Origin of the sequence: Streptomyces sp. NBC_01498 (assembly GCF_036327775.1) — a bacterium.
GTDB lineage: Bacteria > Actinomycetota > Actinomycetes > Streptomycetales > Streptomycetaceae > Streptomyces.
Genome location: NZ_CP109598.1, coordinates 1,948,167 through 1,972,056 on the forward strand (window position 1 = coordinate 1,948,167; position 23,890 = coordinate 1,972,056).

The 23,890-nt window shown below is 72.4% G+C and carries 17 protein-coding genes; 8 read left to right on the plus strand and 9 right to left on the minus strand.

The annotated features are described in order from the left end of the window. Positions 1–87: 87 nt before the first annotated feature. The 5 genes from OG875_RS08040 to OG875_RS08060 form a co-directional block, all read right to left on the minus strand. Positions 88–1,470, minus strand: a complete 1,383-nt coding sequence (locus OG875_RS08040) for a flavin-dependent oxidoreductase (RefSeq protein ID WP_330173527.1) — start codon at positions 1,468–1,470, stop codon at positions 88–90. After that, the gene (locus OG875_RS08045) at positions 1,467–2,663 is read right to left on the minus strand and encodes a monodechloroaminopyrrolnitrin synthase PrnB family protein (protein ID WP_330173528.1); all 1,197 of its coding nucleotides are present in this window, start codon (positions 2,661–2,663) and stop codon (positions 1,467–1,469) included. The genes OG875_RS08040 and OG875_RS08045 overlap by 4 nt, the downstream gene beginning before the upstream one ends. Positions 2,664–2,877: 214 nt before the next feature. Beyond that, entirely contained in the window at positions 2,878–4,335 is a 1,458-nt protein-coding gene (locus tag OG875_RS08050; protein ID WP_330173529.1) for an MFS transporter, read from the minus strand. Between the two features lie 950 nt (positions 4,336–5,285). Then, positions 5,286–6,761, minus strand: coding sequence for a 4-hydroxyphenylacetate 3-hydroxylase family protein (locus OG875_RS08055; RefSeq protein ID WP_330173530.1), 1,476 nt, complete (start codon positions 6,759–6,761; stop codon positions 5,286–5,288). A 241-nt stretch (positions 6,762–7,002) separates the two neighbouring features. Then, the gene (locus tag OG875_RS08060) at positions 7,003–7,971 is read right to left on the minus strand and encodes an AraC family transcriptional regulator (protein WP_330173531.1); all 969 of its coding nucleotides are present in this window, start codon (positions 7,969–7,971) and stop codon (positions 7,003–7,005) included. A gap of 119 nt (positions 7,972–8,090) precedes the next feature. Between OG875_RS08060 and OG875_RS08065 the strand changes: the two genes are divergently transcribed. From OG875_RS08065 to glgB, 5 genes are all read left to right on the plus strand, one after another. Continuing rightward, positions 8,091–9,011 carry an SDR family oxidoreductase gene (locus OG875_RS08065; protein WP_330173532.1) on the plus strand — a complete coding sequence of 307 codons (921 nt, stop codon included), beginning with the start codon at positions 8,091–8,093 and terminating at the stop codon, positions 9,009–9,011. A 552-nt stretch (positions 9,012–9,563) separates the two neighbouring features. Next, positions 9,564–11,558: an alpha-1,4-glucan--maltose-1-phosphate maltosyltransferase gene (locus OG875_RS08070; RefSeq protein WP_330173533.1), complete on the plus strand. Its 1,995-nt coding sequence runs from the start codon at positions 9,564–9,566 to the stop codon at positions 11,556–11,558. Further along, positions 11,555–13,279: a maltose alpha-D-glucosyltransferase gene (gene treS / locus OG875_RS08075; RefSeq protein WP_330173534.1), complete on the plus strand. Its 1,725-nt coding sequence runs from the start codon at positions 11,555–11,557 to the stop codon at positions 13,277–13,279. Before OG875_RS08070 ends, treS begins: the two co-directional genes overlap by 4 nt. 212 nt (positions 13,280–13,491) lie before the next feature. Next, positions 13,492–15,000: a maltokinase N-terminal cap-like domain-containing protein gene (locus tag OG875_RS08080; protein WP_330173535.1), complete on the plus strand. Its 1,509-nt coding sequence runs from the start codon at positions 13,492–13,494 to the stop codon at positions 14,998–15,000. Between the two features lie 183 nt (positions 15,001–15,183). Then, positions 15,184–17,829 (plus strand): 1,4-alpha-glucan branching enzyme, encoded by a 2,646-nt coding sequence (gene glgB / locus OG875_RS08085; protein ID WP_330173536.1) that lies wholly within the window; start codon positions 15,184–15,186, stop codon positions 17,827–17,829. 143 nt (positions 17,830–17,972) lie between these two features. Here the strand turns inward: glgB and OG875_RS08090 are convergent, their stop codons facing one another. From OG875_RS08090 to OG875_RS08105, 4 genes are all read right to left on the minus strand, one after another. Next, entirely contained in the window at positions 17,973–18,140 is a 168-nt protein-coding gene (locus OG875_RS08090; protein WP_330173537.1) for a hypothetical protein, read from the minus strand. Positions 18,141–18,201: 61 nt separating this feature from the next. Next, positions 18,202–20,511, minus strand: a complete 2,310-nt coding sequence (locus OG875_RS08095) for a HelD family protein (RefSeq protein WP_330173538.1) — start codon at positions 20,509–20,511, stop codon at positions 18,202–18,204. A gap of 181 nt (positions 20,512–20,692) precedes the next feature. Continuing rightward, positions 20,693–21,025 (minus strand): thioredoxin family protein, encoded by a 333-nt coding sequence (locus OG875_RS08100; protein ID WP_330173539.1) that lies wholly within the window; start codon positions 21,023–21,025, stop codon positions 20,693–20,695. Further along, entirely contained in the window at positions 21,022–21,450 is a 429-nt protein-coding gene (locus OG875_RS08105; protein ID WP_330173540.1) for a MerR family transcriptional regulator, read from the minus strand. The genes OG875_RS08100 and OG875_RS08105 overlap by 4 nt, the downstream gene beginning before the upstream one ends. 252 nt (positions 21,451–21,702) lie before the next feature. Here OG875_RS08105 and OG875_RS08110 point away from each other — a divergent pair, with 252 nt between their 5' ends. The 3 genes from OG875_RS08110 to OG875_RS08120 all read left to right on the plus strand — a co-directional run bounded on the left by OG875_RS08110 (position 21,703) and on the right by OG875_RS08120 (position 23,731). Further along, complete coding sequence (locus OG875_RS08110; RefSeq protein WP_330173541.1) at positions 21,703–22,746, plus strand: methyltransferase domain-containing protein; 1,044 nt, start codon at positions 21,703–21,705, stop codon at positions 22,744–22,746. A gap of 93 nt (positions 22,747–22,839) precedes the next feature. Further along, entirely contained in the window at positions 22,840–23,109 is a 270-nt protein-coding gene (locus OG875_RS08115; RefSeq protein WP_330173542.1) for a hypothetical protein, read from the plus strand. Further along, complete coding sequence (locus tag OG875_RS08120; RefSeq protein ID WP_330173543.1) at positions 23,102–23,731, plus strand: DUF6879 family protein; 630 nt, start codon at positions 23,102–23,104, stop codon at positions 23,729–23,731. Before OG875_RS08115 ends, OG875_RS08120 begins: the two co-directional genes overlap by 8 nt. Positions 23,732–23,890: the final 159 nt, after the last annotated feature.

The window sequence follows — 23,890 nt, forward strand, 5'->3', positions numbered from 1 at the left end:
GGGTGACGGCGCCGGGGCCCCGGTGCCACCCGCCCCGTCACCCCGTCACCCCCGCCGCGTCGCCCTCGCCCCGTCACGGTCGACCCGTCACCGCCGCGTGGTCTCCGGCAGCTCGTACGGGGACCCCGCGTTCACCGATGCCGGGTCGAACGCTCCCGTCTCGGCGTACCGCGACGCGATCCGGGCCAGTTCGGACGGCGGGATCACCTCGGCGATGTCCGTGAAGCCCTGGGGGGCGCGGGCGTGGGCCAGGCCGATGACGACCTCGGGGCCCTGCCGGCGGTTGGCCCGCTGAAGCTCCGTCATGGCCGGGCGGCGCTCCGCCTCGTACGCCCGCAGGGCCTCGGCGCGGTCGGGGTGCGTCGCCATCGCGTGGGCCAGGGCGCGCGCGTCGACGATCGACTGGGTCGCGCCGTTCGACCCGATCGGGTACATCGCGTGGGCCGCGTCGCCGATCAGGGTCGTACGGCCGTACGTCCACCGGTCCAGCGGTTCGCGGTCCACCATCGGGTACTCGAAGGCACGCTCCGCCGCCGCCAGGATCTCGGGGACCGCGACGCCGTCGAACTCCCACCCCGCGTAGTGGTGGGCGAACTTCGCCACCGGCACCGGCCGGTTCCAGTCACCGCGCCCGGCATCGGCGATGTCCGCGGCGGGCATCGCGAGCGCCCAGTTGACGAGGACGTACCCCTCCGCCCCGCCGGACCCGTCCGCGTCCTCCGCCCCGTCCGGGTGGGTCATCGGGTAGACCACCGCCTTCTGCCGGTCGTCGCCCGCGATGAACATGAACGTGTGCACGCGGTCCGCCGGAACCCGGGAGACACCGCGCCAGACCAGCAGCCCGTTCCACGGCGGTTCGCCCTCGGCGGGGTTGAGCGCCGCGCGGACCGCCGAACGGATGCCGTCCGCGCCGATCAGCACCTCGGGCTCCACAGTCTCGGAGAAGTCCGAGAAGTCCGAGGAGACCGACGAGTCGGGGGAGCCCGGCGAACCGGCCGAACCCGGGGGCACATCCTCGCCCGTCCCGCCCCGGTGCGCGAGCAGCACCCGCGCCCGCCCGTCCGGCAGGGTCTCCACGCCGCCGACCCGCACCCCGGAACGCACCGCGTCCGGGCCGAGCCGTTCCCGCACCGCGTCCGCGAGCACGCGTTGCAGCTCCCCCCGGTGGATGGAGAGCTGCGGCCAGCGGTAACCCGCCCCCAGGCCGCGCGGCTCCCGCGAGATCAGCCCGCCCGCGCGGTGGTAGTAGCGCAGCTCCCGGGTCCGTACGGCGCACGCGTCGAGCCGGCCGAGCAGCCCGAGCGCGTCGAGTTCGCGTACGGCGTTGGGCATGATGTTCAGCCCGGCGCCGAGCGGCTGGATCTCCCGAGCCGCCTCGGCGACGGTGATCCCGTCGAACCCGGCCGCGTGCAGGGAGAGCGCCGCGGTGAGACCGGCGATGCCGCCGCCCGCGATCAGTATCCGGGTCATGCGCGGTATCTCTCCTCGTGAAGCGGTGCCGCGGCGGCCACGGCGACGGGCTCGGGTACAGGCACTGCGGGAGTGGGGGCGGAGAGGGGAACGCGGACGTTGGCCTGCCGTACCAGCGTCTCGTTGTCGCGTGTCAGGTCGAGCACGGACCGCAGCAGTTCGATCGGCGCGCCCCCGCTGCCCGCCTCGTACAGCCGCAGTTCGTCGCTGTACGCCTTGCGCGCCAGACCGATGTGCCGGGCCCGGAACGTCTTGAGGATCCGCAGCACCCGCGCCAGCGAGACCGCCGACGCCGCCAGCCCCTGCGGCAGCAGCGGCGTCGACTCCCAGCTGATCGCGGCGGACAGCTTGCTCACGGCGGAGGTCGAGCCCCGGTGCGCCGCGTGGAAGGCCCGCCACGACGGCAGGCTGTAGCGCACCGACTCGTCCAGGAACGCGTCGTACTCCGGGCTGCTCCGGTCGCTCTGCCACAGCGTCAGATCGACCAGCCACAGCGGCACCTGCGCGGCGGCCGGGCCCAGGTAGTCGCGGCCCCCGACGTCGATCTCCTCGAAGTACGGGCGCAGCTCCCGCGCGAAGAACTCGGGCGTGACCTGCGCGACGGTGAAGTCGATCGAGTCCACCATGGCCTGGACGTGCTGGCCGGTCCGGTCCAGCACCTCGGCGAAGCGGGGGTCGTACGGTTCGAGTCCCGCCAGTTCGGTACAGGTCCCCAGCGCGGCGACCAGGGCGGGGAAGACCATCCGTACCGCGTTCTGGAGGTGCGCCTCCATCCGCTCACCCGTGTACATGCGCTGGCGGTCGCCGAGCGGATTCCAGGTCGTGTAGTGGTGCACCGTGTCGCGCGGCACCATGTCGGTGCGGCGGCCGAGCTCCACCAGGACGGGCAGGGCCTCGGGCACGGCGGCGAGCGGTTCGACGCCGTGCCGTTTGAGCGAGCCGAGGAGCAGACCGAGGTCGCGTACGGCGGCGAGCGACTCGACCACGCCCAGCGAGGCGGCGCGGTCGTGGTCGGGGAGGAGCGTGCGCAGGGCGACGGTGAGCGCGGGGACGTCCGCGTCCCGGTTCATCGCCGGTACGGCGGCGAGTATCGCGTCGGCGCCGAGCGGGTCGGCCGCGCGGATACGGGCTATGCGATAGCGCGGTTCACAGCGCGCCTCGATCGCGGGCGCGACTAGGTCGTACAACGTCATGGAATGGCCCCCCTCGGGCGTGGGTCGGGTCGGGTGGTGGTCCACGGGACGGGCGGCGTCACGCCGTCGCGGCCGGGGCCGCGTCGTGTCCGCGTCCCCGGCCGGTACCGGCTGCTCCTTCACCCCGCCGCCGCGATCCCCCCACGGCCCGTGTCCGGACCTCGACCGTCGACCGGGCCTCGCCCCGCCTGCGCACTCGCGCCTCGTCATGGATCTAGTCCCGGGCGCCACCCACCCGGTCCTGGTGCGAAGGCGCGGGGCCCGGCGCGGGCAGCCGCAGCCGCAGGCTGAGCAGCGCCGCGCAGGCGGCGAGGGCGGCGCCGGCGAGGAGGGCGGCCCGGAAGCCCGCGGTCTCGGCGACGGGGCCGGCCGCGCCGCTCGCGGCCAGCGCGTCGGTACGGGCGGTGGCGATCGCGACGAGGACGGCCAGGCCCACCACGGAGCCGAACTGCTGGCTGGTGTTGACGAGTCCGGAGGCGAGCCCGGTCTCCCCGGGCGCGGCGTCGGCGGTCGCGGCGACGTTGGTGGTGACGACGACGAGCGGCAGCGCGACGCCCAGCACGAGGCTGGGCGCGAGGACGGTGGAGAGGAACGTGCCGTCGGCGGAGAGCCCGAGGGCCAGCCAGAGCAGGCCGGCGAGGAGCAGCGTGAAGCCGAGGGTCATGGTGGGGCGCGCACCGAGGCGGCGGATGAGCCGGCCGGTCTGCGGGGCGGTGGCGACGACGGCGAGGGAGAGCGGCAGCAGGCCGAGCCCGCCGAGCAGCGGGGGATGGCCGAGGACGCTCTGGAGGTGGAGGCTGACGACGAAGAACATCGGGAAGAGCGCCGTCTGGGCGAGCGCGGCGAGACAGTTGGCGAGCCGCAGGGTGCGGCGCCGCAGGACGGCGGGGGGCACGAGCGGGCGGGACATTCGTTTCTCCACGGCGGCGAACGCCAGCAGGAGAACGGCCGCGCCGGCGAACGCGCCCAGCGTCCTCACGCCGGTCCAGCCCGCCTCGCCGGCGCCGACGAGTCCGTACGCGAGGAGCCCGAGCCCGCCCGTGGCGGTGACCGCGCCGCCGATGTCGAAGCCGTGCGCCGCGCCCCGGGTGCCGCCGTCGAGGAGCCGGACGGCGAGAACGGCGAGGACGAGCGCGCCGGCGACGTTCAGCCAGAAGGTGGCGCGCCAGCTGAGCAGGTCGGTGAGCACGCCGCCGAGGACGGTGCCGAGTACGCCGCCGAGACCGCCCATCGCGGCGAAGGCGCCGAGTGCCTTGTGCCGGTCGGGGCCGTCCGGGAAGAGGTTCAGCAGCAGGGCGAACGCCGCCGACGCGGCGAGGGCGGCGCCCGCGCCCTGGACGGCGCGGGCCCCGACGAGCATCCCGGCGGACCCGGCGATGCCGCCCGCGGCGGAGGCGGCGCCGAGCAGGCCGAGGCCGGTGAGGAAGACCCGGCGGTGGCCGAGCAGATCGGCGGCGCGCCCGCCGAGGAGCAGCAGTCCGCCGAAGGTGATCAGAAAGGCGTTGGCCACCCAGGAGAGCCCGGCGGACCCGGCACCGAGGTCCCGCCCGACGGACGGCAGCGCGACGTTGATGATCGCGGTGTCCATGATGAGCAGCAACTGGGTGGAGGCGAGCAGGGCGAGCGCGGCCTTGGGGCTCCGCCGTCCTGGATGGCTGGGTCCCGGCGCCACGGGGCCGGGGGCGCGAAACCCCGTGGCGCCGGGAGTTGAGGGTCCGGCCGGTGCGGGGCCGGAGGTCGGAGCGGGATCGGAGGTACGGGATGGGCCGGAGGTACGGGAAAGGCCGGAGCCGTGGGCGGCGGGCGGCGCCGGGTGCGTGGGATCGCCGTGGTAGGGACGCCCGTTGAGCCCCGGCCGCCGGCCGGATCCGGCACCGCCGCCCACCGGGTCGGTCCCCCCACGGCCGTCGGCGGCACGTATCGCCCCGTGTCCGGGCCCGTGATCCGAAGTCGGAAGCGGATCACCGGGCTTGACCAGGCGACCCGCCTCGGTACGGCCGGCGCGCGGGCCGTCGGACGAACGTGCGGGGTCGGGGGCCGAACCACCGCTGACGGAGCGGGGGTCGAGGTCCGCCCGGCCGACCGGGCCCGCTCCCTCGGCCGTACGGGAGCCACGACCACCGGACGAACCGGCACGAGCGACTCCCGAACCACCCTCCACGGTGCCGGAGTTGCCGTCCGCCCGGCCGACGGGGTCGGCGCCGCCGGCCGCGCGCGAGCCGCGACCGCCGGGCACGGCGGCAGGGCCGCCACGCGAACCACCCTCGCTGCGAGCCGTGTCGAGGTCCGGCCGTCGCCCCGGTCCACGACCGCCGTCGGCCCGGTCGCTCCCGGGGGCGGCGGCGGCACGGACCGTCGCCGCCTCCTGCCCGCCCGGGACCGGCGGTTCGTCGTCGGGCTTCGCGAGGCCGAACCGTTCCGTACCGCTGGTGGTCCGGGGTCCACGCCCCATGGGCGAAGGCCCGACCGAACCGGCCGGGGAAATCCCCGAAACCCCTTCGACGGGGCCCGAGTTCAAATGCGCCGCACCGGCCACCGAACCACCCTCGGCCGGAACCGCGTCGGACCGCCGCCGCGACGGCTCCCCCGTCCGCCCGTTCCCCTCTGTTCCCCCCGTGCCGGTCACCGGGGACCCGTTCCCTCGGGATCACCGCCGAGCGCGTAGCCGTCGAGGCACGACTGGGCCAGTCGCTCGCAGGACGCCGTGTCGCCCTCCCACGCCTGCTGTGTCAAGTAGACGTGCGGGGCGCCGTGGTAGAAGCGTTCGTACTGGTCGTGGCGGGAGGCGAACTCCGAACCCAGCGCGTCCCAGGCCAGTTTCAGCAGCTTGACCCGGTCCTCGGCCGGCCGGCCCGCCGCCCCGGTGTAGCGCCGCACCAGCGGGCCCAGTTCCGGGTGCAGCAAGTCCTCCCCGGACGCGGGCAGTTGGATCACCCCGCCGCCCGCGAGGAGCTTGATCTCCTGAACGGCCCGGGGATACAGCTCGCCCGCCATGATGCGCTGTGCGAGCGAGATGTCCTTGCCGGGCATCACCCCGCCGCGCCCTTCGTCGACCTCCTCGTACGACGCCTCCGCCGCCAGGACGAACGCCTTCGCCTGGGCGACCATGCCCAGCAGCCGTCCGACGGCCTGGGTGACGGGCGGCAGTTGATGGGTCCCGTTCGACTTCGTCAGCAGGATCGCGAGTCCGGAGAGGAATTCGAGCTTGGTCCAGAAGCGGGTCGCGGCCTGGTGGACGAAGTTCACGTACGCCGGGGTCCGCCACCACATGCCGAAACTCGCGTCGACGTTCCGGTAGGTGAGCACGGACTCCCACGGGACGAAGACGTCGTCGCAGACGAGCAGCGTGTCGTTCTCGTCGAACCGCGACGACAGCGGGTTGTCGAAGACGCTCCGCGCCGCCCCCTCGTACGAGACCCGGGAGATCAGGCTGAGCCCGGGGGTGTCCAGGGGGATCGAGAAGCAGACGGCGCGGTCGACGTCGCGCGGCGCGAGCGGTTCGATGGTGCCGACGACGACCTCGTTGCCGAAGACCGCCGCCGTGCCGATCATCTTCGCGCCGCGCACGACGATCCCGCCGTCCTTCTCGGCGACGACCCGCACCACCGGGTCGTCCTGCGCCGTGCCGCCCGCCGCGTCGTACGGGCTGGGCGCGCCCTGCGGGTTGGTGATCGTGAAGGTGGGGAACAGGTCGCCGCCGGCGAGCCGGCGGTGGAACGCCAGCGCGTTCGCCGCGCCGTCGAAGGTGTCGGTGGTGAACACGCCCGGCGCCGCCGCGAATCCGGCCGCGCCGCTCGCCATGTAGTCCGGGGTACGCCCCAGGAAGCCGAAGCTCGCCTCGGCCCACACCTTGTACGCCCGGCGGCGCGCCACCAGGTCCTCGTAGCTTCGCGGCACCGTGTACGCGAGGTGCGCGCCGTCCCGGGTGAGCACCGGTGTGTGCGCGGAGTCGTGCGCCAGGTCGTAGAGCCCGGCGAAGGAGCGCGCGGTGTTGCGGAACGCCGGATGGAGCGTGATGTCCTCGACCCGTTCGCCGTCCAGCCAGATCGTACGGCCGTCGCGCAACGACTCCAGGTACTCCTGGCCCGATCTGGTCACAGCTTCTCCTCGCCTCTCCTCGTCCGGATCAAAACGATTCATGCGGCACGCGCGAAACACCCGGCACATCCAACACCCCTGACGCACCCGGCACATCCAACGCCTCCGACGCACCCGGCGCACCGGGAACGCGGGAAACGCCGTTCCACTTCCTGGGAGAGCCTTTCCCGGCGCAAGCTCCGTCAGCAATGAACGACCGTCCAGCGGTCCTTAATAACCGGCCAGACCACGACCTCGGCGGCTACGGGGCGACCGGCACCGTACCGCTGCGGTACTCCCCCGGCGTCTTTTCGAACCACTTGCGAAACGCAAGATGGAAACCGACCGCGCTGCGGTATCCCACCCGCTGCGGCACCGCCGACTGCGGCAGGGTCGTCTCCCCGAGCAGCCGCGCCGCCTCCTGCATCCGACGGCCCGTCAGATGCCGCGCGGGGGCCTCCCCGACGAGTTCGCGGAACGCGGCCGTGAAGGCCGAGCGGGACATGCCGACCTCCCGCGCCAGGGACTCGATCGTCCACGGCTCGGCGAACCGTGTGGCGATGATCACCATCGCCCTGCTGATCCCCGGATGGCTGAGCACCGGCAGCGACGACGGATTGTCCGCGATCTCCCGCAGCAGCGGACGCAGCGCCAGGACCAGCGCCATCTCGAACGCGCGTAGCGTGATGAGGCGGTCGCCGGGGCCGACGGGGCGGGTCGGCGAGGCGAGGAGCCGCAGCGTGTCGCGCAGCAGCGGTTCGTTGTCGACCTGGGTGCGGTCCAGCACCAGGGCCCACGGCAGCGCCGTGTAGAGGCCGGTGGCGGCGCTCGCGTCGTAGTGCAGTCCGGCGCAGAGCAGCCGGCTCTCGGGCCCGCCGCCGGTGATCTTCAACTCGCCCGAGGTGCCGGGCAGTCGCTCGGGCAGGACGGCGCCGAGCCGCAGTCCGCCCTCCCGGTCCGGCCGGTCGGCGATGCGGTGGGCGGCGCCGGTCGGGAAGACGGCGAGATCACCCTCCCGGATCTCCAGGGGTGTCTGGCCCTCGCCGGTCACCCAGCAGCCGCCCTCGACGATGTAGTGGAGGATCGCGCAGCTCTGCTCGGCGTCGCCCTCGATCGCCCAGGGCGCGCTGACGTGCCACCGGCTGTCGAAGACCCCCGTGAGCCGGAGCGGCTTCAGCAGCTCGCTCAGGAGATCGTCACTCTCGGTCTTGATGGGCTCCATCGGTTCCATGGACGATCCTTCAACCCCCGCCCCGGTTTGTTAATTGATCGGCCGAACCCGCCGCCGCCAGCCTTGTGAAAGAGCCGTCATCGACAGCGGACACACCTTATCGAAGGGCCTTCAGACACATGTCCGATCAGATTCCGATGCGCGTCGCCGTCGTGGGGGCCACCGGGTTCCAGGGCGGTGCCGTGGCCCGCCTGCTGACCGAGCGCGGACACGGGGTCCGTACCCTCACCCGGGCCGCCGAACCGGACCGCCCACCGCTGCCCGGAACCTCCTTCGTCGGCGGTGACCTGGCCGATCTTCCCGCCGTACGGCGGCTGATGGAGGGCGCGACGCACGCCTCGGTGGTGATGCCGCTGGTGTACGGGACGGAGCAGGTACGGCGGTACGCCCGCAATGTCGGCGAGGCCGCGCGGGAGGCGGGGGTCCGGCGCCTGGTCTTCAACTCCAACACGCGTATCCCCGACGTGTCCACGAATGTGGCCGCGTTCGAGACGCGCCGGGTCGCCGAGGAGGAACTGCGGGCCAGCGGCGTGCCGTTGGTGGTGCTCCGGCCGCCGGTCTATCTGGACAACCTGTTCAGCCCGTGGAACGGCCCGGCGCTGGTCAGCGAGGGGGTCCTGGCCTATCCGCTGCCCGGGGCCACGCCCACCGCGTGGATCTCGCACCGGGATCTGGCGGAGGCCGTCCACGCGGCGCTCACCGTGGACGGGGTGGAGGGCGAGACCTTCGACATCGGCGGCGACGAGTCGCTGACCGGTGACGAGCTGGCGTCGGCGTTCGCCACCGGGCTCGGCCGCGAGGTGCGCTATCTGCCGCTGCCGCCCACCGTGTTCGAGCAGGCGCTGTCCCAGGTCGCCGGGCCGGAGGCGGCGGCCGGGGTCGCGGGCATCTACCACTACATGGCGACGGGCACCGACCCGCTGCTGATGGGGAGCGACGGGGGGCGGGCGGCGAACGCGCTGGCCCTGAAGCCGGCACCGGTGGACGAGTGGGTGACGCGGCAGCCGTGGCAGGTGTGGTCGACGGCGGACGTGAGCTGACCCGGCGCGACCGACCTGGCCCAACACCACCCGGCCCGACCGACCTGGCCCAACACCACCCGGCTCGACCGGCCCCACCGACGAGACGCGACCGACCCGCCCCGGTCCGGTCCCGTCCACCGACCGCGCCCCGCACCCCGGCGTGCGCCCCGCTCCCGCCCCGTCCCCGCGCATCGGCCGCCCGTGCCGCGCGGAGGCGGGGCGCTCCCGTTCCCCCGGCGCCCTTCACGGCGCCCGCACGGCGCTCCCGCGCCCCCGTGCGTTCCGACCGTTTCCGGCCACGCCCCCAGAGTTGCCCAGGTCTTAACGAACCACCGATTGTGGACCGGAAAATCGTGGGAAGGCTCAAGCGGTAAGCACGGCAAGCGCGAGCGTTTCATCCGATTCCATGGCTTTCTACCACTATTGGAGTGAACGCGGACAGGAGCGGCCATGCCCGCAGCCCGCCAGTCACCAACAGAACAGCTACAAATAACATCACACCATGGCAAAAGTCCCCCGTCCGTTCGTCCTGCCCTGCCTGCCTCGTCCGCCCAGCCCCCAGGTGATCACATGATCGGTCGCATTCCCGTCCTGGACGTACGCCCTCTCGTCAGCTGTGGCAAACGCCCGGCCAAGGCGGTGAGCGGAGAGACGTTCCAGGTCACCGCGACCGTCTTCCGCGAGGGCCACGACGCCGTCGGCGCCAATGTCGTCCTGCGGGGCCCGGACGGCCGGCCCGGCCCCTGGACCCCCATGCGCGAACTGGCCCCCGGCACCGACCGCTGGGGCGCCGACGTCACACCGACGTCCGAGGGCCGGTGGACGTACCGGGTGGAGGCGTGGAGCGACCCCCTCGCGACCTGGCGGCACGCCGCCGAGATCAAGATCCCGGCCGGCATCGACATCGATCTGGTCCTGACCGAGGGCGCCGCCCTCCACGAACGCGCCGCCGCCGGTGTCCCCAAGCGCGAGGGCCGGGAGACGGTCCTGGCCGCCGCCGACGCCCTGCGCGACGCGCGACGCTCCCCCGCCGACCGCCTCGCCGCCGCCCTCACCGCGGAGACCTACGAGGTCCTCTCCCGTCACCCGCTGCGCGAGCTGGTCTCGGCGTCGAAGCCGGTCAAGCTCCAGGTGGAGCGGGAGCGGGCGCTGTACGGCTCCTGGTACGAGCTGTTCCCGCGCTCCGAGGGCGCCGTCGTCACCCCGGGCGAGGCCCCCGTCAGCGGCACGTTCCGGACCGCCGCCGAGCGGCTGCCGGCCGTCGCCGCGATGGGCTTCGACGTGGTCTATCTGCCGCCGATCCATCCCATCGGCACCACGCACCGCAAGGGCCCGGACAACACCCTCACCCCCGGCCCGCACGATGTCGGTGTCCCCTGGGCGATCGGCTCGGCCGACGGCGGCCACGACGCGATCCACCCCGACCTCGGCACGATCGAGGACTTCGACGCCTTCGTGGCGAAGGCCGCGTCGCTGCGCATGGAGATCGCGCTGGACTTCGCCCTCCAGTGCTCGCCCGACCACCCCTGGGTGAAGGAACACCCGGAGTGGTTCCACCACCGCGCGGACGGCACGATCGCGTACGCGGAGAATCCGCCCAAGAAGTACCAGGACATCTATCCGATCGCCTTCGACAGCGACATGGACGGTCTGGTCGCGGAGACCCTGCGGGTGCTGCGGTACTGGATGGACCACGGCGTACGGATCTTCCGCGTCGACAACCCGCACACCAAGCCGGTGGTCTTCTGGGAGCGGGTGATCGACGGCATCAACGCCACCGACCCCGATGTGATCTTCCTGGCCGAGGCGTTCACCCGGCCCGCCATGATGCACACCCTGGGCGCGATCGGGTTCCAGCAGTCGTACACCTACTTCACCTGGCGTACGGGCAAGCGGGAACTCACCGACTACGTCACCGAACTGTCGGGCGAGGCCGCGTCGTACATGCGCCCGAACTTCTTCGTCAACACGCCCGACATCCTGCACGCCTATCTTCAGGACGGCGGCCGTCCGGCATTCGAGGTACGCGCGGTACTCGCCGCGACGATGGTGCCGTCCTGGGGCGTCTACGCGGGATACGAACTCCTGGAGAACGCCCCGGCAAAACCCGGGAGCGAGGAGTATCTGCATTCGGAGAAGTACGAGCTGCGCCCCCGGAACTGGGACGCGGCGGAGCGCGAGGGGCGCACCATCGCCCCCCTCATCACCACGCTCAACCGGATCCGGCGCCGCCATCCGGCGCTCCAGCAGCTGCGGAACATCCATTTCCACGACGCCGACAACGACTCCGTCATCGCCTACAGCAAGCGGTCGGGTCCGGGGTCGGACGTCGTACTGGTCGTCGTGAACCTCGACCCTCACCACACCCAGGAGGCAACGGTCTCGTTGGACATGCCGCGACTCGGCCTCGACTGGCACGAGACCGTGCCGGTGCGCGACGAGCTCACCGGAGAGATCTACCACTGGGGCAGGGCCAACTACGTGCGCCTGGAGCCGGGTGTGACACCCGCGCACATCGTCGTTCTGCGACCGTCCCCGCCGATCGGAGGGTCACCCACAACATGATCATCAATGAGCCCGTCCACGACTTGTTCGAGGACACTCCCGCGAAGGACCGTGACCCCGACTGGTTCAAACGAGCCGTCTTCTACGAGGTCCTGGTGCGCTCGTTCCAGGACAGCAACGGCGACGGCATCGGAGACCTCAAGGGCATCACCGCCAAACTGGACTACCTCCAGTGGCTGGGTGTCGACTGTCTCTGGCTGCCGCCGTTCTTCAAGTCACCGTTGCGCGACGGCGGTTACGACGTGTCCGACTACACCTCCGTGCTGCCCGAGTTCGGTGACCTCGCCGACTTCGTGGAGTTCGTCGACGCCGCCCACCAGCGCGGCATGCGCGTGATCATCGACTTCGTCATGAATCACACCAGCGACCAGCACGACTGGTTCCAGGAGTCCCGCAAGGACCCCGACGGGCCGTACGGCGACTACTACGTCTGGGCCGACGACGACAAGCAGTTCCCGGACGCGCGGATCATCTTCGTCGACACCGAGACGTCCAACTGGACCTTCGACCCGGTCCGCAAGCAGTACTACTGGCACCGCTTCTTCTCGCACCAGCCGGACCTCAACTACGAGAACCCGGCCGTCCGCGAGGAGATCATCTCCGCGCTGCGCTTCTGGCTGGACCTGGGCATCGACGGCTTCCGCCTCGACGCCGTGCCGTACCTCTACCAGGAGGAGGGCACCGACTGCGAGAACCTGCCGGCGACGCACGCGCTGCTGCGCGAGGTCCGGGAGATCATCGACACGCACTACCCGGACACCGTGCTCCTCGCCGAGGCCAACCAGTGGCCGGAGGACGTCGTCGACTACTTCGGCGACTACGCCAAGGGCGGCGACGAGTGCCACATGGCGTTCCACTTCCCGGTGATGCCGCGGATCTTCATGGCCGTACGGCGCGAGTCCCGCTACCCGGTCTCCGAGATCCTCTCCAAGACCCCGGCCATCCCGACCGGCTGCCAGTGGGGCATCTTCCTGCGCAACCACGACGAGCTGACCCTCGAAATGGTCACGGACGAAGAACGCGACTACATGTACGCGGAGTACGCCAAGGACCCGCGGATGCGCGCCAACATCGGCATCCGGCGCCGTCTGGCGTCGCTGCTGGACAACGACCGCAACCAGATCGAGCTGTTCACCGCCCTGCTGCTGTCGCTGCCCGGCTCCCCGATCCTCTACTACGGGGACGAGATCGGGATGGGCGACAACATCTGGCTCGGCGACCGCGACGCGGTACGGACCCCGATGCAGTGGACCCCGGACCGGAACGCGGGCTTCTCGTCCTGCGACCCCGGCCGGCTCTACCTCCCGACGATCATGGACCCGGTCTACGGCTACCAGGTCACCAACGTCGAGGCGTCGATGGCGTCGCCGTCGTCGCTGCTGCACTGGACCCGCCGCATGATCGAGATCCGGAAGCAGAACCCGGCCTTCGGTCTCGGCTCGTACACCGAACTGCCGTCGACGAATCCGGCGGTGCTCGCGTTCCTGCGCGAGGCGCCGTCGCAGGACGGCAACGGTGACGACCTGGTGCTCTGCGTGCACAACTTCTCACGCTTCGCACAGCCCACGGAGCTGGATCTGCGGGCCTTCAGCGGGCGCCACCCGGTCGAGCTGATCGGCGGGGTGCGCTTCCCGGCGATCGGGGACTGGCCGTATCTGCTGACCCTGGCGGGCCACGGCTTCTACTGGTTCCGGCTCCGTCAGGACCCCTCACCGGCCTGATGACGAACAAGTGCGGGGCGGTCGGTTACTGCCGCCCCGCACGGGGCACCCTCCACGACATCGAGTCCGACGAAGGACTTCCCACGCCGGGCGGGCCGTCGGTCCGTACGGACCATCCTGACCCGACACGTCCCGCACAGCCGGACTCCGTTGCCGTAATCCGGGACACTCTGCGCATCCTGTGGTGTGCCCCGGGGAAAGGACGCGATGCCATGTCGAAGGCTGCATCCACCCGGAGCTCACCACGTCCCGGAGCCGCGTTCCCGCCCGCCGGGGCCGAAAGACTGGTCGGCTCCCTCGCACCCCTGCTGCACGAGTGGCTGCCGCGACAGCGCTGGTTCGCCGGGAAGGGCCGCCCCATCACGGGCTTCTCGGCGGTCTCCGCCACCGAGCTGACGCCCCCCGGGACCGTCGCTTCCGGTGCCCCCGCCGGAGAAGGGCCCGGTGCCGGGGAAGGGCCGAGCCTGCTCCATCTGCTGGTGCGGGTCGAACAGCGCTCCACCCCCGAGCCGGACGCGCCGTCCGTCCCCGCACCGCCCACCGACGACTGCTACCAGCTCCTGCTGGGCGTACGGTCCACCCTGCCGCCCCGGCTCGCCGCCGCCCGCGTCGGCGTCGCCGCCAAAGGGCCGCTGACCGGCCGCGTCATCTACGAGGCACTGCACGACCCGGACCTCGCCGACCTGCTGCTGGAACGTTTGCGCACACCCTCCGTACTCGGACCGCTGCGCTTCGAGCGGGCCGTCGAGATCCCCGCCGGGCTGGCGCCCCGCCCGCTCGGCGCGGAGCAGTCGAACTCGTCCCTCGTCTACGGCGAGGAGTACATCCTCAAGATCCTGCGCCGGGTCTACCCCGGGGCCAACCCCGATCTGGAGCTGCCGCTGGCCCTGGCGGGCGAGGGCTGCCGCCGGGTCCCGTCGCCGGTGGCCTGGTTCGAGGCCGTGGGCGACGACAGCGGGCGTGAACCGCTGACGCTCGGGGTGCTCCAGCCGTTCCTCAAGGGGTCCGAGGACGGCTGGCAGCTGGCCCTGCGGGCGCTGGCCGCAGGCAGCCCCTTCACCGACGAGGCGCGGGCGCTGGGGCGGGCCACCGCCGAGGTGCACCTCGCGCTCGCCGCCGCGCTGCCGACCGTCACCCTCGGGCCGCAGCAGACGGCGAATCTGGCCGAGGCCATGTCCGGGCGGCTGGAGGCCACCGCGCAGGCGGTGCCGGCGCTCCTGCCGTACGTCGCCGGGCTGCGTACCGCCTTCGACGCGCTGGCCGGGCTGGGCCACGGGCACGGCGGCGGCCCCGGCTCCGGGGTCGCGCGCATCACCCGCGCCCAGCGGGTCCACGGGGACCTGCACCTGGGGCAGACACTGCGCACCCCGGACGGCGAGTGGTCGCTGATCGACTTCGAGGGCGAACCGGCCAGGCCGCTCACCGAGCGCCGCCGCCCCCAGCCCGCGGTGCGGGACGTGGCGGGCATGCTGCGCTCGTTCGACTACGCGGCCCGCTCCCACGAGCCGTGGAACCCCGGCTGGGCGGAACGCTGCCGGTCCGCGTACTGCGACGGCTACGCCGAGGCGGCGGGCGTCGACCCGCGCGAGGACGCGGCGCTGATGCGGGCGTACGAGACGGACAAGGCGGTGTACGAGGTGCTGTACGAGGCCAGGAACCGCCCCGACTGGCTGGCCGTCCCGATGGCGGCGATCCAGCGTCTGGCCGCCCACCGCCCCTGACACCGGCCTCGCCGAGACCGGCGGCCGTCGGCCACCGCCCGCCCACGATCCACGTCCGTGCCGCCCGGCACGGCCCGGTACCACCGCGTACCGGCCGCCCCGCCCGCAACCGGAGCCCGGTGGGCCGACCCGTCGGCCCACCGGCTCACCCGTTCCCCGTCGTCCCGCCGAGGAGGCAGCCCCGTGACCCCCCGCCCGCCGTCCGAGAACCCCTCAGAGCCACAGCCCCGGCGCCCCGCCGACGGCGTCCCGGCCCCGGCCGGCGAGACCGGACCTGCCGACGCGCGCCGTACCCGCGACGAGCCGCCGGGGAAGCGGACGCCGGGGACCGAGCCGGGCAAGCCCGGCAAGGCCGCGAAGTCCGGCAAACCCGCCAAGGCCGGCGGAGCGGCGAAGCCGGGGGGCTCCGGGAAGGCTCCGAAGGCGCGGAAGGAGCCGCGGCAGCCGCAGGGATCGGCACCGGCGCGCTCGGCGAGCCCGGCGCCCTCGGAGAGCCCCGCGAAGTCCGTGCGGGCGGCCGGGTCCGCGACGGGCGCCGCCGACGGGCCGGAGCCGAGCGCCGCCGGGCGTACCGACTCCACCGGAGCCCCGGGGTCCCGCGAAGGTGCCGGCCGCCCCGTCGTACAGCCCGCGCCGCCGCTCGCGGACGCCGACCGGTACCGGCTGCTCGGCGGGACGCACCACGACCCGCACGGTGTCCTCGGCGCCCACCCCGCCCGGGGCGGCGTGGTCGTCCGCGCGCTGCGCCCGTACGCGACGGCCGTGACGGTCGTCGGCACCGACCTGCGCGTCCCGCTGCACGACGACGGCGACGGTTTCTTCTCCGGACTGCTGCCGTGGCGCGAGGTGCCGGCGTACTCGCTGCTCGTGCGGTACGGCGCGGACGGGGCGGACGCCGACGAGGTCGAGACGCGGGACCCGTACCGCTTCCTGCCCACGCTCGGCGATCTCGACCTGCATCTCATCGGCGAGGGCCGGCACGAGGAGCTGTGGCGCGCGCTCGGCGCCCACCCGATGGTCCACCAGGGCGTCACGGGCACCCGCTTCACCGTCTGGGCGCCGAACGCGCAGGGGGTGCGGATCTCCGGGGACTTCAACTACTGGGACGGCACGGTCTATCCGATGCGTTCGCTCGGCTCGACCGGTGTGTGGGAGCTGTTCCTGCCCGGTGTCGGCGAGGGCGCGCTCTACAAGTTCGACATCACCCGGCCCGACGGATCGCACACGCTGCGCGCCGACCCGATGGCCCGCCGCACCGAGGTCCCGCCCGCGACCGCGTCGATCGTCACCGAGGCGCACCACGTGTGGCGCGACGAGGAGTGGATGGCCCGCCGCGCCGAACTGCCCGTGCACGAGGCGCCGTTCTCCGTGTACGAGCTGCATCTCGCCTCCTGGCGGCCGGGGCTGACGTACCGTCAGCTGGCCGTCCAGCTCCCGGCGTACGTGAAGGACCTCGGCTTCACCCACGTCGAGCTGATGCCGGTCGCCGAACACCCCTTCGGCGGTTCCTGGGGCTACCAGGTGACCGGCTTCTACGCCCCGACCTCCCGCATGGGCACGCCCGACGACTTCCGCTTCCTGGTGGACGCGCTGCACCGCGCGGGCATCGGCGTGATCGTGGACTGGGTGCCGGCGCACTTCCCGAAGGACGAGTGGGCGCTGGCGCGGTTCGACGGCAGGCCGCTGTACGAGCACGCGGACCCGTCCCGCGCCGAGCATCCGGACTGGGGCACGCTGGAGTTCGACTTCGGCCGCACCGAGGTGCGCAACTTCCTGGTCGCCAACGCCGTGTACTGGTGCCAGGAGTTCCACATCGACGGGCTGCGGGTCGACGCCGTCGCCTCGATGCTCTACCTCGACTATTCGCGCGAGGCCGGCCAGTGGACGCCGAACGAGCACGGCGGCCGGGAGGATCTGGACGCCGTCGCCTTCCTCCAGGAGATGAACGCGACGGTCTACCGCCGCTGCCCCGGGATCGTCACGATCGCCGAGGAGTCCACGGCCTGGGACGGGGTCACCCGGGCCACGCACCTGGCCGGGGCGGGCGGCTTCGGCGGGCTGGGCTTCGGCCTGAAGTGGAACATGGGCTGGATGCACGACTCCCTGGACTACGTCTCCAAGGAGCCGGTGCACCGCAAGTACCACCACGGCGAGATGACGTTCTCGATGGTGTACGCGTACAGCGAGAACTACGTCCTGCCGATCTCGCACGACGAGGTCGTCCACGGCAAACGGTCGCTGGTCTCCAAGATGCCCGGCGACTGGTGGCAGCAGCGGGCCGGCCTGCGGGCCTATCTCGCCTTCATGTGGGCGCATCCGGGCAAGCAACTCCTGTTCATGGGGCAGGAGTTCGCGCAGGGCGCGGAGTGGTCGGAGAGCCACGGCCCGGACTGGTGGCTCCTTGACCCGTCGTACGGGGCGGAGTCCGACCACCGGGGCGTACGGGACCTGGTGCGCGACCTGAACACGGTCTACGGCGGGACCCCGGCGCTCTGGCAGCGCGACACGGTGCCCGAGGGCTTCGCCTGGGTGGCGGGGGACGCGGCCGAGGACAACGTGTTCGCGTTCCTGCGCTTCGACGCCGAGGGCTCGCCGCTGCTCGCCGTCTCCCACTTCTCGCCGGTGGTACGGCACCAGTACCGCGTCGGGGTGCCGGACGGCGTCTCGGGCTGGACGGAGGTCCTCAACACGGACGCGGGCCGGTACGGCGGCGGGGACGTGTTCAACGTGGACACCCTCAAGCCGGAGGCGGTCCCGGCGCACGGCCGTCCGTCGAGCGTCCAGCTGACCCTGCCGCCGCTGGCGACGCTCTGGCTGAAGCCGGTGTGACCCGACCGGGAGGCCCGTGTGCGGGGTGGGCCGGTGTGATCCCCGGGCCGGTCCGGGCGGACCGGACCCGGGTCCACCGGGCCCGGCCCGCAGGACCGATCCCGCCGAGGCACGGCCCACCGGACACGCCCCGGGTTCCCGGCTCAGCAGCGCATGCTCGGCCGGGGACCCGGGGCGGTGTCGCACGGGTCCGCCCCGTGGTGGACGGACAGCGCCAGTGCGACGACCGTCACCAGGACGGCGAGGAGCGCCACCAGGATCCCGGCGACGGTCCGGTGGGCGCGCGGCCCGCTGCTTCTCGTACGGCGCATGTCTCCCCCGTCGGCTCCCCCCGGTGTGGACATGACGACCGTGCCCGTCCGGGGGCGGGGTTCACCCCCCGATGGCGCCGGTGGTGGCGCTCTCGTACGCGAGCCGGGGCGGAACGGTGACATTCCGTACGATGCCGAGTCGCTGCGTCGCCCGGGTCAGCGCCACGTACAGGTCGTTGATCCCGCGCGGGGAGCCGTCCAGTACGGCCTCCGGGTCCACGACGATCACCGTGTCGAACTCCAGCCCCTTCGCCTGCCGGGGGTCGAGCAGCACGACGGGCCGGGTGAGATCGGGGGCGACACCCCAGGAGGCGTCGGGGAGTTCGGCGGCGAGCGCGGGCAGCAGCGGGCCGGGCGCGATCACCGCGAGCCGTCCGCCGCCGCCGTGTTCCGCCGCGTACGAGGCCGCGTGTTCGACGGCACTCGCGGCGGCCGTACGGACCATGTCGTCCGGCTTGGCCTCCCGTACCCAGGGGCCGGTCCCGGTCGAGCGGACGGAGCGCGGCGGCTGGAAGGCCGGGTCCGCGAGCCGCCGGACCTCGGCGGCGACGGCCATGATCTCGGCGGGCGTACGGTAGTTGACGCCGAGCCGCGTGTGCTCCCAGCGCTCACCGACGTACGGCCGAAGGATCTGCCGCCAGGAGTCGCAGCCCGCCGCGTCGCCCGTCTGGGCCGGATCGCCGACCAGGGTCATCGAGCGGGCCGGGCAGCGGCGCATCAGCAACCGCCAGGCCATCGCGGACAGTTCCTGCGCCTCGTCGACCACGATGTGACCGAAGGCCCAGGTGCGGTCGGCGGCGGCACGTTCGGCGGCGCTGCGGGTGTCGGTCTCCTCCTGGCGGTCGGCGAGGCGTTCGGCGTCGATGAGGTCGTGCGCGAGGAGGACCTCGGCGTCCTCCTCGTCCTTGTCCTCGAACTCGTAGGTACGGGAGCCGTAGCTCAACTCCAGTACCCCTTGCGCGTATTCGATCTGTTCGCGGCGCTCCGCCTCGGCGGCGGCGCGCGCGGCGGCGTCGTCCTCGCCCAGCAGTTCGGCGGCCTCGTCCAGGAGGGGGACGTCGGCGTCGGTCCAGCGCGGGTCGCCGCCACCGGCCGGTCGGCGGATCAACTCGCCGTCGCCGTCCGGGAGATGGGTGGGCTCGGCCAGATAGTCGGTGAGGAACCGCTGCGGGGTGAGGGTGGGCCACAGCTCGTCGATCGCGGCGTGCACGGCCGGGCTGGTGGCGATGGCCTTGCCCAACTGCGCGATGTCGGCGGCGTCGAGGAGGTTCGGGCCGCCGTAGGGGTCGGCGCCGAGCCGCTCGGTGAGCTGTTCGGTGAGGGAGTCGATGACGGAGAACGCGAAGTGCGGCCGGGCGAGATTGTGCGGGAGACCGGCGTCGCGGGCACGGGCGCGGGCGTCCTCGGCCATCGCGCGGTCCAGGTACAGCGTGCCGTCGTCGTGCGCGATCTCGATGTGCGGATCGGGCACCCGCTGCCGGTCGCGGAGCGCGGCGGCCAGCGCGTCCGCCATCCGGGCACGGCCCTTGACGGCCGCGGCGGCGGGAGTGTCGGTCGCGGTCGCCCGTACACCGGGGAACAGCTCACCGGGGGTCGCCAGCAGCACGCCGGTCTCGCCGAGGGAGGGCAGCACCTCGCCGATGTACGCGAGGAACGCCGGGTTGGGGCCGACAATCAGCACGGCGCGACGGGCGAGCTGCTCGCGGTGCGCGTAGAGCAGATACGCGGCACGGTGCAGCGCGACGGCGGTCTTCCCGGTGCCGGGGCCGCCCTCCACGACGAGGATTCCCCGGTGCGGGGCGCGGATGATCCGGTCCTGTTCGGCCTGGATGGTCCGCACGATGTCGGCCATCCGCCCGGTGCGCGCGGAGTCGAGGGCGGCGAGCAGCACGGCGTCACCGTCGGGGTCCTCGTGACCGGTACGGGTGGTGTCGCCGAGATCCATGATCTCGTCGTGCAGCGCGGTGACCCGCCGGCCCTCGGTGGTGAGGTGCCGGCGGCGGCGCAGCCCCATCGTGGAATGACCGGTGGCGAGATAGAAGGGCCGGGCGACGGGGGCGCGCCAGTCGATGAGCAGCGGGGTGCGTTCGATGTCGTCCTGCCGTATTCCGATGCGCCCGATGTGATGGGTGGCGCCGTCCTTGAGATCGATCCGGCCGAAACAGAGCCCGGATTCCACGGCATTGAGCGTGCTCACGCTGCCCGTGTGCTCGGCGACCCGTACGTCCCGTTCCACCATGGCCTGCCGACCCGTACCGACCTGCCCGGCGGAGGCGCGCACGGCGGCTTCGGCCTCTTCCCTGAGCGCGTCGAGACGCTCATGGAGGAGCGTGACGAATTGCTGTTCGTTCTGCAATTCCTCGGTTGACAATTCGGCCCCTGTCCGATAGTCTCTGCCTTGTTGACTTCTTCGACTTTCAGAGTGAGAAAGCCGAAACGCGAAACAGTCGAAACGCGAAACACCAAATATACGCAGAGCAATACCCCGGCCGTCAATTCGGTACCGGGGTATTTTTGTGCGCGTTTATAGGGGCGGGGCCGGGGGCGCGGGGTCAGAGCACGTCTTCGAGTTCCTGGAGGAGCCGGCGCCGGGGCCGGGCGCCGACCATGGACGCGACGGGCTCACCGTCGCGGAAGACGAGCAGGGTGGGCATGGCGAGGACGCCGTAGCGGTTCGTCGTCCCCGGGTTGGTGTCCACGTCCAGCTGGACGACCTTGAGGCGCCCCGCGGTCTCCGCGGCCACGGCACTGAGCACCGGCGCGAGCTGCCGGCACGGTGGGCACCAGTCCGCGGTGAATTCCACCAGCACCGGAAGGCCGGCCTCCAGCACCTCGCCGCCGAAGCTCTCGTCCGTCACCGCGGCGACGCCCTCTGCCTGGATCATCCGTCGTCTCCCTCGTCCACCCCGTGGGGTCCGGTCAGTTCGCACATCGGCTCCGGTACGGGCCCGGCGGCCCGGACCGCCTCGGCGCGGGCGAGCTGCTCGCCGACCAGGTCCCGTACCGAACCGAGCCGCCCGATCAGCTCGTCCAGCTCGGCGAGCTTGGCCCGGTAGACGTCGAGCGAGGCGGCGCAGGAGTCCCCGGCGGGATGCCCGGCCCGCAGACACTCGACGAACGGCCGCGTCTCCTCCAGACCGAACCCGAAGTCCTGAAGGGTCCGGATCTGCCGGATCAGCCGCAGATCGTCCTCGTCGTACGTGCGGTACCCGTTCCCCGCACGCCGGGCGGGCAGCAGCCCGCGCGACTCGTAGTAACGCAGGGCGCGGGTACTGGTCCCCGCCCGCTCCGCCAGCTCACCGATGCGCATGTCCCCGACGGTAATCCTTGACGCCGACGTCAAGGCAACGGCGGGGTTCGCGGGTCCGCCGCCCGGACCGCCGCCCGGACCGCCGCCCGGACCGTCACTCAGGCCGAAGCCGGGCGTCGTTGCAGCCGGGGCGTACTACATCGCACGTACTACGTTGCGCGTACTACGCGACACGTAGCATGATGGGCGCGCATCCCGGGGAGAGACCACCGGGACGGACCACCGGGACCGATCCCCACGGCTGGAGACCTCATGCGTACCAACGACGCCCAGATGCTTGTGCTGTGCGCACTGACGGACGGGCCACTGCACGGGTACGCCATCAACACGGCCATCGAGAAGCTGTCCGGCCGGCGACTGGGACCCGGGAGCCTCTACGGCGCCCTGGCCCGGCTGGAGGCACACCGGCTGGTGGAGCCCCTGGAAGGCACCGGCCGCCAACGGCCCGTCGGTCTCACCGCCGCCGGGCGGGAGTTGCTGGACCGGGAGGCACACTCCATGGCCCGCCTGTCCGGGCGGGTGTTCGAGAGCGCGGTCCCCGACGAGATCGGCTACCTCGACCGGGTCGCCGCCTCGGAGGCGGGGCGCTCGTACAAGACCGTCATGCTGGACGCGCTGGCCACCCGGCCCGGCCACACCGTTCTCGACCTGGGCTGCGGACCGGGCACCGACCTCACCACCCTGGCCACGGCGGCCGGCCCGTCGGGCAGGGTGATCGGCATCGACTCCAACCCGGAGATGGTCACGCGGGCACGTACCCGTACCGAGGAACTGCCCGCCGTCGACGTGTGGTTGGGCGACATCCACGCACTTCCGCTCGCGGACGGCAGCGTCGACCGCGCCCGGACCGACCGCGTACTCCAGCACGTCGATGACCCGGCACGGGCACTGGCCGAGATCCGGCGCGTCCTGCGTCCGGGCGGCAGGCTCGTGATGGGCGAACCGGACTGGGACTCGCTGTGCGTCGACCACCCGGACATCGAAACCGCCCGCGCGTACACCCGCCATGTGACGGACAAGGTCGTCCGCAACGGCGTCCTCGGCCGCCAACTCCCGCGCCTCGCCGCGGAGGCGGGCTTCTCGGTACCGACGGTCGCCCCGATGACATCCGTCTTCCGCGACGTCCGGTCGGCGGACCAGGTCCTCGGCCTCCAGCGCAACACCGAACGAGCCGTGGCCGCCGGCTATCTGTCCCCGGAGTCGGCCCGGGAATGGCTCGACCACCTCGCCTCGGGGCCCTTCCTCGCGACGGTGACGCTGTACGTGGTGGTCGCGGAGGCAACGGTGGGGACGTGAGGGGCCGGACCTCGCCGGCGGTTGCTCTCCGTAGTTAACTGGGCGTAAAATGTGGTGTGCCGGCGCTCTGACCCACACTGTGCGGAGGTAGGCATGGCCCGTGCCTGGGAGGCGGATCCGTCCGCCCTGTTCGAGAGGCGGCTCGGCAAGTCGCCGGAGGAGCTGGGGAATTCGGACGGGAACGACGAGTGCCCCGACATCTGGCGACTCGACAACGGTGATGTCGCCGTCATCGGACGAGACTTGACCAGCCATTACGCTCCGCTTCTGCCACAAGGCGTCACGCTTGCCGCCGACGAGCGTCTGGTCGTGATTCCGGGAAGCACCCTCCGCGCGGCGACGGCGGACATCGCCGATGTCTGAGCCGCATGTCCCCGTTCTCCTGCCGGAACAGGGCGAACGACTCGTCCGCGAGGAGTACCGCGCGGACTTCCGCGAACGCAGCGCCGCGCTCCGTCACGTCAACTCCTGGAAGCTGGAGCGACGGCAGCACTTCGAGGAGCAGGGCAGCCCGAGCCGCGACGCCCTGCGGCGCGGCGAATGGGAGGAGTCCCTGCGGCTCATGCGGGAGCGTGGTGACAGCCTCGCGGCGGCGGCCCGGCAGGAAGCGGCGCGCGGGCACGTCTTCCACCGTGTTCGCGTGGTCGAAGCGCCGCTGACTCCCTATGTCCAGTGGGAATTGCACTCCCTGCGGCAACAGGCCGGATTCGGCACGCGCGTGCGTGTGGTGAGCGCCGAATCCGTCGCGGCGGCGGAGGGGCCGCGGCCACTTCCGGAAGTGGTGATCCTCGGCGGCCGGACCCTCTTCAACGTTCTGTACTCGGGCACGGGGCATCCGCAAGGGGCGATCCGCTTCACGCGGCCCGACGTGGTCGCCGCGTGGGAGCACTTCGTCGCCTCTCTGTACGCGTCGGGCGAGGACATCGCGTCGTACTTCGCCCGGTCCGTCGCCCACCTCCCCGCGCCGACCAGCCGGACGGAGTAGACGATCAGCGCCCATGAGAACGAGGAGCGCCCCGGCCGGCCGGCGAACGAACTGTCGGGGTCGTCGCGCGATGTCGTACAGGCCGGGAGCGTCAGCGGCGGCATCCACTTCCATCGGGCCTCCCACGGGGACGACGGAACTCCGGCCCCGGGCCCCCGT

Coding starts and splice junctions, on each gene's coding strand:
- OG875_RS08040 (WP_330173527.1), bottom strand. CDS start 1,470: ATGACCCGGATACTGATCGCGGGCGGCGGCATCGCCGGTCTCACCGCG.
- OG875_RS08045 (WP_330173528.1), bottom strand. CDS start 2,663: ATGACGTTGTACGACCTAGTCGCGCCCGCGATCGAGGCGCGCTGTGAA.
- OG875_RS08060 (WP_330173531.1), bottom strand. CDS start 7,971: ATGGAACCGATGGAGCCCATCAAGACCGAGAGTGACGATCTCCTGAGC.
- OG875_RS08065 (WP_330173532.1), top strand. CDS start 8,091: ATGTCCGATCAGATTCCGATGCGCGTCGCCGTCGTGGGGGCCACCGGG.
- OG875_RS08070 (WP_330173533.1), top strand. CDS start 9,564: ATGATCGGTCGCATTCCCGTCCTGGACGTACGCCCTCTCGTCAGCTGT.
- treS (WP_330173534.1), top strand. CDS start 11,555: ATGATCATCAATGAGCCCGTCCACGACTTGTTCGAGGACACTCCCGCG.
- OG875_RS08080 (WP_330173535.1), top strand. CDS start 13,492: ATGTCGAAGGCTGCATCCACCCGGAGCTCACCACGTCCCGGAGCCGCG.
- OG875_RS08090 (WP_330173537.1), bottom strand. CDS start 18,140: ATGCGCCGTACGAGAAGCAGCGGGCCGCGCGCCCACCGGACCGTCGCC.
- OG875_RS08100 (WP_330173539.1), bottom strand. CDS start 21,025: ATGATCCAGGCAGAGGGCGTCGCCGCGGTGACGGACGAGAGCTTCGGC.
- OG875_RS08105 (WP_330173540.1), bottom strand. CDS start 21,450: ATGCGCATCGGTGAGCTGGCGGAGCGGGCGGGGACCAGTACCCGCGCC.
- OG875_RS08110 (WP_330173541.1), top strand. CDS start 21,703: ATGCGTACCAACGACGCCCAGATGCTTGTGCTGTGCGCACTGACGGAC.
- OG875_RS08115 (WP_330173542.1), top strand. CDS start 22,840: ATGGCCCGTGCCTGGGAGGCGGATCCGTCCGCCCTGTTCGAGAGGCGG.
- OG875_RS08120 (WP_330173543.1), top strand. CDS start 23,102: ATGTCTGAGCCGCATGTCCCCGTTCTCCTGCCGGAACAGGGCGAACGA.